The organism is Marinilactibacillus kalidii, assembly GCF_017599325.1.
Classification (GTDB): Bacteria; Bacillota; Bacilli; order Lactobacillales; family Carnobacteriaceae_A; genus Marinilactibacillus; species Marinilactibacillus kalidii.
Window position 1 is genome coordinate 1 of sequence record NZ_JAGFVM010000013.1, and the last position, 12,532, is coordinate 12,532.

14 protein-coding genes are annotated in these 12,532 nt (G+C 36.7%); 3 read left to right on the forward strand and 11 right to left on the reverse strand.

Going from position 1 to position 12,532, the window contains the following annotated elements; all coding sequences use genetic code 11:
• Positions 1-135: 135 nt before the first annotated feature.
• The 4 genes from murC to pepA form a co-directional block, all read right to left on the reverse strand.
• Positions 136-1,464 (reverse strand): UDP-N-acetylmuramate--L-alanine ligase, encoded by a 1,329-nt coding sequence (gene murC, locus J5J05_RS02435; RefSeq protein WP_208559102.1) that lies wholly within the window; start codon positions 1,462-1,464, stop codon positions 136-138.
• Between the two features lie 139 nt (positions 1,465-1,603).
• Positions 1,604-2,242, reverse strand: coding sequence for a hypothetical protein (locus J5J05_RS02440; protein WP_208559103.1), 639 nt, complete (start codon positions 2,240-2,242; stop codon positions 1,604-1,606).
• A gap of 42 nt (positions 2,243-2,284) precedes the next feature.
• A complete protein-coding gene (gene ytpR, locus J5J05_RS02445) occupies positions 2,285-2,896 on the reverse strand; it encodes a YtpR family tRNA-binding protein (RefSeq protein WP_208559104.1) in 612 nt (203 codons plus the stop codon).
• A 30-nt stretch (positions 2,897-2,926) separates the two neighbouring features.
• Positions 2,927-3,997 (reverse strand): glutamyl aminopeptidase, encoded by a 1,071-nt coding sequence (gene pepA, locus J5J05_RS02450; RefSeq protein WP_208559105.1) that lies wholly within the window; start codon positions 3,995-3,997, stop codon positions 2,927-2,929.
• A gap of 276 nt (positions 3,998-4,273) precedes the next feature.
• Here pepA and J5J05_RS02455 point away from each other — a divergent pair, with 276 nt between their 5' ends.
• Entirely contained in the window at positions 4,274-4,612 is a 339-nt protein-coding gene (locus J5J05_RS02455; protein ID WP_208559106.1) for a hypothetical protein, read from the forward strand.
• Positions 4,613-4,668: 56 nt separating this feature from the next.
• Here the strand turns inward: J5J05_RS02455 and trmB are convergent, their stop codons facing one another.
• The 5 genes from trmB to J5J05_RS02480 all read right to left on the reverse strand — a co-directional run bounded on the left by trmB (position 4,669) and on the right by J5J05_RS02480 (position 9,253).
• The gene (gene trmB / locus J5J05_RS02460; protein ID WP_208559107.1) at positions 4,669-5,316 is read right to left on the reverse strand and encodes a tRNA (guanosine(46)-N7)-methyltransferase TrmB; all 648 of its coding nucleotides are present in this window, start codon (positions 5,314-5,316) and stop codon (positions 4,669-4,671) included.
• A 107-nt stretch (positions 5,317-5,423) separates the two neighbouring features.
• Positions 5,424-6,200, reverse strand: a complete 777-nt coding sequence (locus J5J05_RS02465) for a phosphotransferase family protein (RefSeq protein ID WP_208559108.1) — start codon at positions 6,198-6,200, stop codon at positions 5,424-5,426.
• A gap of 213 nt (positions 6,201-6,413) precedes the next feature.
• Positions 6,414-7,268 carry a D-amino-acid transaminase gene (dat, locus tag J5J05_RS02470; protein WP_208559109.1) on the reverse strand — a complete coding sequence of 285 codons (855 nt, stop codon included), beginning with the start codon at positions 7,266-7,268 and terminating at the stop codon, positions 6,414-6,416.
• 21 nt (positions 7,269-7,289) lie between these two features.
• A complete protein-coding gene (locus tag J5J05_RS02475; protein WP_208559110.1) occupies positions 7,290-8,516 on the reverse strand; it encodes an ABC transporter permease in 1,227 nt (408 codons plus the stop codon).
• Positions 8,513-9,253, reverse strand: a complete 741-nt coding sequence (locus J5J05_RS02480) for an ABC transporter ATP-binding protein (RefSeq protein ID WP_208559111.1) — start codon at positions 9,251-9,253, stop codon at positions 8,513-8,515. The genes J5J05_RS02475 and J5J05_RS02480 overlap by 4 nt, the downstream gene beginning before the upstream one ends.
• A gap of 159 nt (positions 9,254-9,412) precedes the next feature.
• On the opposite strand from J5J05_RS02480, the gene J5J05_RS02485 reads away from it, so the two are divergent.
• A complete protein-coding gene (locus J5J05_RS02485) occupies positions 9,413-9,850 on the forward strand; it encodes an HIT family protein (RefSeq protein ID WP_208559112.1) in 438 nt (145 codons plus the stop codon).
• Entirely contained in the window at positions 9,847-10,206 is a 360-nt protein-coding gene (locus J5J05_RS02490) for a YtxH domain-containing protein (RefSeq protein ID WP_208559113.1), read from the forward strand. Before J5J05_RS02485 ends, J5J05_RS02490 begins: the two co-directional genes overlap by 4 nt.
• A 59-nt stretch (positions 10,207-10,265) precedes the next feature.
• On the opposite strand, the gene J5J05_RS02495 is transcribed toward J5J05_RS02490, so the two are convergent.
• Together J5J05_RS02495 and J5J05_RS02500 are read right to left on the reverse strand one after the other, a co-directional pair.
• Positions 10,266-11,309: a peptidylprolyl isomerase gene (locus tag J5J05_RS02495; RefSeq protein ID WP_208559114.1), complete on the reverse strand. Its 1,044-nt coding sequence runs from the start codon at positions 11,307-11,309 to the stop codon at positions 10,266-10,268.
• Between the two features lie 235 nt (positions 11,310-11,544).
• The gene (locus J5J05_RS02500) at positions 11,545-12,501 is read right to left on the reverse strand and encodes a 3'-5' exoribonuclease YhaM family protein (protein ID WP_208559115.1); all 957 of its coding nucleotides are present in this window, start codon (positions 12,499-12,501) and stop codon (positions 11,545-11,547) included.
• Positions 12,502-12,532: the final 31 nt, after the last annotated feature.

A 12,532-nucleotide genomic window follows, 5' to 3' on the forward strand; every position in this document is an offset into this window, starting at 1 on the left:
CTCACGGCGGACACCCTTGTCATTCGCTAACAGTTCCTACTGCCAAGTCTGTAGTGGACTTTCACCACCAAGTTGTCGCCCATGTCGGGCGCACATAAAAAAAACTATCTCCACGGAGATAGTTTTCTTTAAACCTTAGTATTGCGCTTTAGATTGGCTTAGTAGTGACTCAAAAGCATGTTCAAATTTCTCAACATCCCCTGCGCCCATGAAGACAAATACCGATCCTCTGTGTTTTAAGAGCGGCGACATATCTTCTTCACTTACAACAGCTAATCCTTTTTCAATTTTATTCAAGAGATCATCGATTGTAATATCTCCTGACTGTTCACGTGCAGAAGTAAAAATTTCACATAAATAAACAAAATCTGCAAGATCCAGTGACTCACCAAAATCGCTCAACAATGCAACGGTTCTAGTAAAAGTATGCGGTTGAAATACTGCTACAATTTCCTTGTCAGGATATTTTTGACGAGCAGCATCTAATGTCGCTTTGATTTCTGCGGGGTGATGCGCGTAATCATCAATAATAACCGTGTCCATTACTTGTTTTTCGGTGAATCTTCTTTTGACACCGTTAAACGTTTTTAATCGTTCAGTAACTTTTTCTTGATTAACGCCTTCATAATGGCAAAAAGCAATAACGCCTAATGCATTTTGAATATTGTGGTTTCCGTATGAAGGAATAGAGAATTGCCCGTAAAAGTCTCCTCTCACATAAACATCAAATGAAGAACCTTCTGTAGAACGCACAATATTCTTAGCCTGGAAATCATTATTATCTTCGAAACCATAGAAAACGACCGGTACAGAAACCTGCAAATTTTGCAAACGCTCATCATCACCACACGCAAAAACAGCTTTCTTGATCTGAGAAGCAAAGTTCGTGAAAGCATTCTCTACGTCTTCCACACTAGTATAATAATCAGGGTGGTCATAATCTATATTGGTAATTAACGCATAGTCTGTTTTGTAAGCTAAAAAATGTCTGCGATATTCACAAGCTTCTAATACAAAGTATTCCGCATCTTCTACACCACTACCAGTACCGTCTCCGATAAGATAACTCGTTTTTTCAATACCACTTAATACATGAGCTAACAAGCCTGTAGTACTTGTTTTACCATGTGAGCCTGTAATAGCTACACTTGTAAATTGGTTACTGAATTCACCAAGGAAGTCGTGGTATCTCTCCACCTTTAAACCCATTTCATTCGCACGAACAATTTCTTCGTGTGTGTCTGGGAAGGCATTTCCAGCAATTACTACCATATTTTCTTTAATATTATCTGCATCAAATACATAAATAGGAATTTGTGCAATTTCTAAATTTTCTTGAGTAAAAAAGTACTTATTGACATCTGATCCTTGAACTGTATATCCTTTGTCGTGAAGAATCAATGCTAATGCACTCATACCTGATCCTTTGATACCGACAAAATGATAAATCATCGTTTGATCCATTAAAAGTCCTCCAAAATTCTACTTCACCATTGATTATCGCGCCTTTTACCGCTTTTGAAAAAACATCACGTAACGATTTTATACTATAATGCAAATCATGATAAAAATCTAGTATCAAACGCTCTAATCTAATGAGACTTCATTCATTTTCATCTGAAAAAAAGCCAGGTATATTTCTTTTTGATGCATTAGCACCTAGTTGTTCTTCTTGAATAATATTCATAAGCGAACGATGCAGTCGCATTCGTTTCTTTTCATCTTGTTTATTTTCAGTCTTAAAAGTCTGTGTGAATTCTTTCTTATCAGGAGATCCTGTTTCTTTCGAATGGTGCTCTTGTTTGTCCCAAAAAGAGGTTATTTCTTCTGTTACATATTCTTCAAAAAGAATAAAATCAAACGGTTCTTTCTTCAATGCTTCTGTTAATGCCGTATAGTCCCAAGTCTCCACAGATTTTTTCACTGGCTTTTTAAATCCATATATAGGAGAAGGAACTCTGCTCACTTCAAAAGGAGGCTCAATGTAGTGTTTCGTACGATTTGGTGTATCAGTTATCTTTTTATCGTGAAGATATTCCTGAAATCCTTTTTCGACTTCAGCTCTACTTCGAATTTGATTCGGAAGCGAGTGTGTACGATCTTCATTGAAGATTTGCTGTTCATCATTCTCACTCTTATGCTCATTCTTATTTTCAAGATTTGACTTCAATCGGTTCGTTGATGTATGCGAAGAGTGATGTTTAGCATGTTTCATAAAACTTGGTCCATTATATTCTCCCACTACGCTTCCTCCTCTCTAATTTGACATCGATCAATCAAATGATTAACGGTTTAACTCAAATCTGCTACCAGTCTCTTCTGTTTCATCAAGTACCAAAATACCGATTGATACTTGGTCTAAGTTTAATTCTTTGGCAGAGCAGATCATTCCACTACTTTTTGTTCCTCTTAGTTCCCCAGGCCAAATAACAAGACCGTCCGGCATAATTGCTCCTGGCTTAGCGACAACGACTTTTTGATTCTCTGCAATATTAGCAGCACCACAAACGATTTGGACAACTTCCCCGTTGTCTATTTCAGTTTGTGTGATATTCAAATGGTCCGAGTCTGCCATCGGCTTACATTCTTTGACATGTCCCACCACAAATTTCGGTGATGGATCAGCAACAAGCTCGTCTGACCAACCATTTTGTTTGATTTGTTGATTTAATGTGTCGACTTCTTGCTCACTCAACGTAACAGGTCCATTATTTTTCAAGTCTAGTAATTCTGAAACTTCAAAAAAATTGAAACCTACAGTATCTCCATTATCTTTAGAAACGATTTTCGTGATATTTCCTTTTCTTTCAGTAATTTGATTATCGATTGAGCATTTTGCCAGTTGAATCATTAATATATCATTGAGTCCTTTGTTATTGTAACTTGTGATTAGCATATTGTTCTCCTTCTACGGTGGTTGTCTTTTTTATTTTATTTTCAAAGTATCTAATGTCGACTGATCAAGTGTACGAATAATTTGCGTCACCATTTCTTTTGCTGCTTCAAAATCTTCAATATTAAACAAGGTTTGATGTGTATGAATATATCTCGCACATACCCCAATAACGGCACTTGGAATACCGTGATTCATTTGATGAGCAGCTCCAGCGTCAGTTCCACCTTTTGAGATGAAGTATTGGTATGGAATATTGTTGGTTTCCGCAGTATCTAACAAGAAATCACGCATCTCTTTAGAAAGGATCATACCTGGGTCTTGTATACGCATCAAGAAACCTTCTCCAAGTTTACCAAAAGCATCTGGTCCTCCAGTAACATCGTTTGCTGGAGAACAGTCGACGGCAATAAATACATCTGGATCAAATTTTGTTACGGCTCCTTTTGTCCCTCTTAAGCCAACTTCTTCTTGAACATTTGCACCAGCAATCAAGGTATTTGGGAGTGACTCATTTTCTACTTCTTTGAGCGCATCTAATACAACGGCTACACCATAACGATTATCCCAAGCTTTTCCTAAAATGGTTTTACCGTTAGCCATTTTTACTGTTTCTACTTGGGGAACTATTGCATCTCCTGGCCTAACACCATAAGATAATGCTTCTTCTTTAGAATCAAAACCAGCGTCAAAGTGAATGTCTTCTACACTAAGTGAACTAGCGCCTTTCCCTTTCAGCAAGTGCGGTGGAACGGATGAAGAGACAACAGGGTAATCTCCTATACTCGTTTGTAACGTAAATCGCTGCGCAGAAACGACGTAAGGATTCCAGCCTCCTAAAGGAACAACTTTAAACAGACCTTTCTCAGTAATTGTAGCAACCATAAAGCCGACTTCATCCATGTGTGCTGCAACCATCAATTTAGGTGCTTCTTTCTTTTGGGATTCTTTAATACCAAAAATACCACCAAGTCCGTCTACTTCAACACGATCAACTAAAGGGGTCATTTCTTCTCTCATATACTGTCTTACAGCATGTTCAAATCCACTTGTACCTTGTAATTCTGTAACTTTTTTTATTCGTTCGAATGTTTGATTATCCATTTTTATTTAGCCAGTGACCTATCTAGCTCCTCCTTCTCGATTCATTAAATATTTACATGTAAACCAGTGAAAACAATCCAGATAGGTACAAGATTGCAACGTTCATTTGGCGATTCTAGCTCATCAGTATTTTACCAAGAGCGATCTTTTCAATTATACACAAAAAGCTGCTTCTTTTTAAGTCTCTTTCTTATATATTCTTATTACACTCCTATACTATATATGTTAAAATGACTTAAGACTTTATTCAAGCAACTATAATCTGGAGGCTAGACAATGGAGAACAAATTAAACCAAAAGCAAGCAACCTACTTATTAGGCGCATTAGGATTCATGGTTACTTTTTTATTAGGATTTTTCTTATACCCTAAAGTTTCAAAGAAACAAGCTATTCATGCAGATACAATTCTAGAAGCAATCAAGGATCAGTTTCGAGAAGAAGGACCGATCGATGGTTCTTGGATCGAATTGACAAAAGTCCCTTGGAAAAAATTTGCTTATTCTACTGACGTTTATTATGGTGGTATCTCACGTTTAGAAGAAAACATTTTGGTCCAATATGAATTCATTGCAGATGCCTATACTGGTAGCTTAATTGATTTATACAGAGTTTAAAACTTTATAAAAGCGTAACGAAAGCAGTTTGCTACATTCGTTACGCTTTTTTATTTTTATTCGTTGTTGGGAAAATAGGCTACTGTTTTATAGATGCGATTTCCTTTTTTCGAAAACTTTTCTTCGTACTCCGTCATAATATTCCCTTCAACATCACTGTTGTGAAGATCGAGATAGAGTTCTTTTAAAATCATTCCTTTTTCGGAAAAGCTAACTAAAGAATATTCGAAGAGACCTTGATTATCGGTTTTGAAGTGCAATTCTCCTTTTTCATCAAGAACCGTTTCGTAGCTTTCCAAAAAGCTTCTATAAGTTAATCTTCTTTTTTCGTGTCTGTTTTTTGGCCAAGGATCAGAAAACGTCAGATATATCCGATCTACTTCTCCTTTTTCAAAGTATGCTTTCAAATCTTGTGCATTCACTTGTAAAAGTTGTACGTTCGGTAACGCTTCTTCTATCTGCTTTTCTAAAGCAGATACAATCACACTCGTTTGCAATTCAATCCCTAAATAGTTGATGTCAGGGTTTTGCTTAGCCATTTCAATTAAAAATCTTCCTTTACCCATACCGATTTCCATATGCAACGGTTGTTTTTTCTCAAATCGCTCTTGCCATTTCCCTTTCCATTTATCTGGTTGGGCTACTACAAACTGTTGGTATTCTAATAATTTCTCTTCTGCTCCTGGTTTATTTCTTAAACGCATAAACTCTCTCCTTAACGTAAAAACAGGGACAGATCCATTCAAGATTGTCTGACCCTCTCATTCCACTTATAATATAGTCCAATAATAATTGCTAAATCATTCATACCTCAAATTAATTGATCGATTTTGATAATTGAATTGTTCATTTTGATATACTGCCCTTTACGATGGGCATCTTTTACATCTATGAGTAAAGTCATAATGACATACCATTGTATACGCGTCATAAAAGAGGTTGTAATTTCATGTTCGTAGTCAACTAACCAGTTATCCCACTGCTCTTTGTCGATATATCGACTAAACAATTGGCCTATATCATAAGCCAAATCAGCAAGGACAGCTGAATCCCAATCCACTAAATAGAGCTCATCTTCTTCAGAAAGTAGCCAGTTTTTCCTCGAGACGTCGCCATGGCATACCGTCACTTCAGAATCTTTGATAATATCTAGTTTCGTAACATTCACCCACTCTAGTGCTTTTTTAAGCTGTGGATGTTCTACTAGATCACCTGATAAATTCTCTTGATACTCGGCTAGCAAGTCTTGCGGTGTAATTGATTTTCCACCCATTCGTTGAAGCATTCTTTTCAAACTTTGAGAACGATGAACTTTTTTAAGTATATTGGCTACTCTTGGAGAAAGCATTTCATCTTTAAATAAATTCCGACCATTGCACCACTCTTGTGCTGTTAAAACGTCGCCGTTTCCGATTCTTTTGGTCCATATCAATCTAGGAGAAATCCCTTCTAACGAAAGTGCCGCTAAAAAAGGCGATGAATTTCGTTTAAGAAATAGTTTTTCCTCATTTTTTGTCCCCATATAAGCTTGACCAGTGTCCCCACCGATAGGATGAAGTTTCCACCCCGTTTCTCTCTCTAACTCCATATCCACTCAATCCTTTTACACATATTCGTCCGTCCATCTTCCCGATACCATTGTCTATTCTATTGTAGGAAGAAATAGCCTACTCGTCAAGCGGATAGATGTTCTTTTTGCACAATAATCCTTTCTTTCATTAGAAAAAGGATTCATCCACTCCATGAATAGGCTTTTCTTATCAGTAAGTTGAAGAAAGGATTAGACAGTCTAATCCTTTCTTCAGATTTCCCCACATGTTTCTTCAATTTTAATTTTAAAAGCGTCTGCTAGTTTAGCCGTTATTTTTCCACGCTTCCCGCCATTGACAGTCTCTCCATCTATCGTATGGATAGGCATAACTTCAATTGTCGTACTAGAACAGAAAACTTCATCCGCGTCTTTTAATTGCGCTAATGTGAATGGTTCTTCTTTAACTTCTATTCCTAATTCTTTTGCACAGGCTAGCCAAACGATTTTTGTAACACCTGGTAAGATTAAATGACCATCAGGATGTGTATAAATGACATCATCTTTAACAATCGCTACGTTAGAGGCTGAACATTCTGTCACGATACCATCACGATGCAAAATGGCTTCCTCAGCATTATTTTTATGTGCTTCGTGCTTAGCCATAATATTTCCGAGCAAACTAATCGATTTAATATCACATTTCAACCATCTAATATCTGGTTCTGTGATCGTTGTAATACCCGTTTCAATCTTATGGGCATCTCTAGGGACAGTGGTGACTGTTCCTGTAATAGTAGGGAGTACGCTCATATCAGGATACACGTGATTTCTTGGAGAAGCAATCCCTCTTGTTGCTTGCAGATATAAATTACCTGTTTGAATATCGCTTTCATTCAATAATCGAGTCATCAATGTTTTCATTTCTTCTTTAGTTTGAGGAATCTTCATTTCGATTTTGTCCGCACTTGAATATAGACGGTCGACATGCTCATCTAAACCAAAAAAATAACCATTGTAGGCTCTCACAACTTCGTAAATCCCATCGCCAAACTGGTAGCCTCTATCTTCAGGATCTATTCTCACTTCTTCTCGATCAACAATTTGGTTATTCCAGATTACTTTCATGTCTTTTCCTCACTTCTTAAATTAATATTGTTCCATGCGATACAGTCGTTTTGGAAGGTACAGCCTTGTGAATAAGCCTATAAATAACGAACCACCAATAAGAATCAGTCCACTACTAAACAAACTTTTGAAAAGACTTACTCCTATAAAAAGTAGTAGCACTGCTGCTAAAACTTCCGTTATTAATCGCTGGATGGATTTTATTTTACCAGTCTCTTCAATCGGGTACAATTGAAAATAAAAATTTTGTTTAAATTGCTGATAAATCGGTATCAGTTGAAAGCCAATAAGGTACAGAAACAGTAGTCCTATCACCAAATCTAATCCCGGTGCTGTATCAAATGAAAAAAACAACATACCAATTAAGGTAAGTCTTATAACTAGCCCACTAAAAGATGGGTTTCTGTAGAAAGTTCTCACTATATAGTAATAGTGGATTTCTTTGTTGCGACTTGACTGTAACGCAATGAGCTTGTCTAACACCTTAAGCCTTTTAGGGTGAGACTCAATAAAAGAGACTTCAGTAAAGAGATTGATAAAGCGATAAATCGCTTGTTGTCTATTCTCTTCTCGACTAATTACATAGTCCCATTGAAGACTTTTGTGCTGTTGCTTGTTTAATCTAATAAGCAATAAGCTTAGTAATGCAACTAAGATTGAAAAAACGAATCCTATCAGCAAATTAATAAACAGACTACTCGCCAGACCTATGATCATGATGCATTTAGCTAGATACTGGAAGGTGGTTCTTTTGGTTGAATCATTCACAAAATAGGTCATAAATTCGATGTTCAAATCCATTATTTTTAGCATAATCGTTGTGGCAACAAAAATTGGCCACATGTCTAACTGAACGGTAGCCATCGTACTGGCGAGCAGTGGCATAGCGGCAATCGAAACGAACGCTAGCGGTAATGCCAGAATCATCATACTTTTCCAAACGGCTTTCTTTAAAATAGGATAAAGTTCTGATTCCAAGGGAAGTAAAAATGCCCTATCTGCTTGCTGCAACAATGTTGATATATTGCCAATCGATATTGCACCGGTCATAAGAATAAGCAATACTAGTCTAGGAATAAACTCACCGGTTTGAACTGTTTGTATATAATTAGAGTAACCAAATCCAGCAGCACCTAGCAATAGTAATAGGGCTAAAACAAAGTGATCATTTAAGACGTATTTCATATAACGCGATAATTGTTTCATGTAAATTGTCGAACGCTGCTTGAAAAGTGATTGAACGGTCATAAAGCAAACCCTTCTTCATCAGCAAGTTGTCCGTATATTTCATCTAAGCTTGCTCCAGGCATTTCAAATTGTTTCTGTAGATCAGAAAGATTTCCTTTTGCGAAGATTTTACCATCATGAAGAATCACAAAAGAATCACAAATCTTTTCAGCATTCGTCAATACATGGGTAGACATTAGTATGGATGCCCCTTGCTTTTTGCGTTCTTGCATCAATTTTAATAGATCTCTAATGGCCAGAGGATCTAACCCTAGAAATGGTTCATCGATCACATACAGACTCGGTTCAATGAGGAAGGCACAAACAATCATGACTTTCTGTTTCATCCCTTTTGAAAAGTCAGAAGGAAACCATTCCAGTCTATCTGTCAATCTAAATATGGAAAGCAGCGGCTCAGCCCTCTTGTGCGCAATGGCTATATCAATACCATAAGCCATTGCTGTAATTTCAATATGTTCTTTCAAAGTCATTTCATCGTATAATACGGGTGTCTCGGGTACAAAGCCAATATTCTTTCTATACGTTATACTATTTTCTCTAATAGTTTGCCCGTTCAGCAATATATTTCCTTCAAACGGCTCCAGCAATCCCATAATATGCTTAATGGTCGTACTCTTACCAGCACCGTTCAATCCAATCAGTCCAACTAACTCACCATCTAGCACATCAAAAGAAAGATCTTTTAAAACAGGTCTTCTTGTATAACCACCTGTGACATTTTGTATTTGTAAACTCATTCTACACTTTCCTCCTATTTCTACTCTATCTATTTTACCACAAGTCTAAAAAGACAATCGTAAGATTCATGCTTCTTTTTATCAAAAATAATATTTGTATGATAAACTATTTAGTATAAGCATAATTTTAGTTATTGATAGATGAAATGAGGAATGAAGATGACGGAAAGTATTTTCACAAAAATTGTTAATGGCGATATTCCTGCTCGTAAGATATTCGAAAATGACCACGTTATCGCTATTATGGACTTATCTCAAGTGACGAAGGGACACACATTAATCATTACAAAAAAACCAGTTCGTAATATCTTCGAATACGATGAAACATTAGCTTCTAACGTATTTGCCAGTGTACCCACAGTCGCAAAAGCGATTAAAGCACATAATCCTGACGTTAAGGGAATGAATATATTGATGAACAATGAAGCGGTAGCTTCTCAGACCGTCTTTCATAGTCATATCCATCTCATACCCCGTTACGGTGAAGACGATGATTTCGGTTTGAAATGGGCGGATAATTCACAACAATATTCAGATGAAGCATTAGATAAAATAAAATCAGATTTAATCACTGCATTGGAGGCGATGGCAAAATGAAACATTTTCTATTAGGTAGTTTAAGTGGCATTATTTTAGGTGGTACGTACGGATTGTTAACAACACCAAGATCTGGTAAAGAAAATCAAGAAAAATTAAAGAACTATGTTGATGACACAACTGATCATGTTAAAGACGTGAACGATAAGGTGGGTGACCTGAAAGTTGCCTTACAAAATTTGACCGATGAAGGCGTCAAACTCCAAATAGAGTTCATCACGGACATTCAGGCTTTATCAAACGAGTACATGTATGAAGCACAACCAAGAATCGAAAGAATTCAACGTAAAACAGATAAAATCAGTAAAGATATTGAAGCAGCTACGGTAAGTATTAAAAGTACAACTATAAAATGATTTTCCATAAAAAAGAAGACTTGCCAGTTGGCAAGTCTTCTTTTTTATTAACAGGTGAATTACTCTGAATCTTCGGTACTATCTTCAGTATTTTCATCTGGATTTTCATCTGAGTTTTGATCCTGATCCGCACTATCTTCCGTGTCTTCTTCAGCATCAGTTTCTGGTTCTGTCGTTGTATCTTCAGCTGGTGTTTCTCCTGCAGCAGGCTCTTCAACAGCAGGTTGCGTATAAGCACTCATTGCATTCTTAAGATCATCGTCTGCGATTTGAACGTTAGCATCTGCTACCAGTCCAGAGATCACTTCTTGAACATATGCTTGATCAGCTAATTTTTCAGCTATCATGTTATCCATGATTGTATCTTTCTCTTCCTCAAGCGTTCCTTTTTCTCCAACACTTACCAATTTAATAATATGGTAACCAAATTCTGTTTTAACAGGCTCTTGTGTAATATCTCCTTCATTTTCCAAAGCTTTAGCTGCTTCTTCGAATTCTGGTACAGTCTGCCCTTCAACTAGTTCCATTTCGCCATTGTTAGCTACAGAAGCAGTATCAGTAGAATATTCTTTTACAAGTTCTGCAAAGTCAGCACCATCATTTAGTTGTTGAATGATATCTTTAGCAGTTTCTTCATCTTCTACTAAAATATGTGCAACAGTGTTATTAACTGAATAATTATCATAAGCTTCTTGAATGTCTTCGTCAGAGAAATCAGCATGTGCTTTGATTGCTTCTTCTACTAATAAAGATGTGCGCATAGTTTCTTTCAAGTCATCTTCTGATAATCCTTGATTTTTGATCAACTCTCTAAATTGATCGACGCCACCATACTGTTCAGCTTCTGATTCAAACTCAGCTTCGACATCATCCTCAGTAACCTGATCGCCATAAGCGTTGTCTAAAATATCTTCAAGAAGCATTTGTTGAAGCATTTGTTCTCCGTAAGTTGTCCCTGATTGTGTGACTTCGCTCTTCATGCGTTCATACAATTCATCTTGTCTGATTCTTCCATTTTCAGTAGAGGCAACTTCTGGACTATTTGAACAACTTGCAAGTAACAAACCTGAACAAGCCATTGTCGCGATTAACCATTTTTTCATATTATACTTTACACATCCTACTTCTAAAGTTTTAGCGTTAAACGGCCATTTAGCGAAAACTGTCTTAACAGTTATCGTTACCGGCTGCTTTTTTGCTCTTCTATACTTTGATTAATATACCACAGCATTGATATTTTTTAAACCTATGTCACGATAAATTACAGTTTTTCGTTAAAATACTCAGAATCGTAACACATTATTCAAAGTATTGAATTAACTTTGAAGGTTCATTAAATTAATTATTATCGGTTAAGTTTGTTTGATAAAATGAACGATTTTCCATTGCCCACATGCGCTCGGTGAAGGATCCCTTTTCTGTCTTTTTAAGGGCTGACTGTAACATGTTCATCCTTGCATCAATTTGGTCGATATAATGTAACGCCTCAGCTTCAGCTAATTGTGGTCTCACAGGCGATCCATATTCTAATTGTCCATGGTGAGAAAGAACCATATGCTTCAACATAACGACATCTTCGCTTGTTTCATCAATTTTCAAATGTTGACATGCTTTTGAGATTTCTTCATTCACAATCACAATATGTCCAATCAATTTTCCTTCAAGAGTATATTCGGTAGCCGTCGGTCCTGACAGTTCTACTACTTTCCCCACATCATGCAAAATTAATCCTGCAAATAGCAGAGATTGGTTTAAAAAGTCATACTGTTCAACAAGTGAGCGCGCGATATTGAGCATGGAGATCGTGTGAAAGGCAAGCCCGCCTAAAAAGGCATGATGATTTGTTTTAGCTGCCGGACTTTGAAAAAAGTCTTTTTGGTATTTATTCATAATATGTCTAACGATACGATTCATGTTTGCATTTGTGATATCAAAAATCGCCTTATTAAACTGCTCAATCATTTTCTCTTTCTTGATAGGCGCTCTCTCAACATAAAGTTCAGGATTTGAAGGCTCACCATCTGCCGCTAGTTTAATTGCATTGATTCTCAGCTGTGGGCTACCTTTATATTCCTCTCTTTTTCCATTAACTTTAACCACTGTTCCAGAACGAAAAGTTTCGATATCTTCTTCTGAAGCATCCCAGTAATTTGCTGACATTTCACCACTAGTGTCTTGAAATGTAAACGCTAGATACGGTTTACCATTGCGTGTCGTTTTTTCTTCTGCAGATTTGATCAATAAGAACAAGTTGACCTGCTCATCCATATGATGTTCATATAACTTTTTATCCATACTATTCATCCTTTCTTTCTCTTTATTAGTC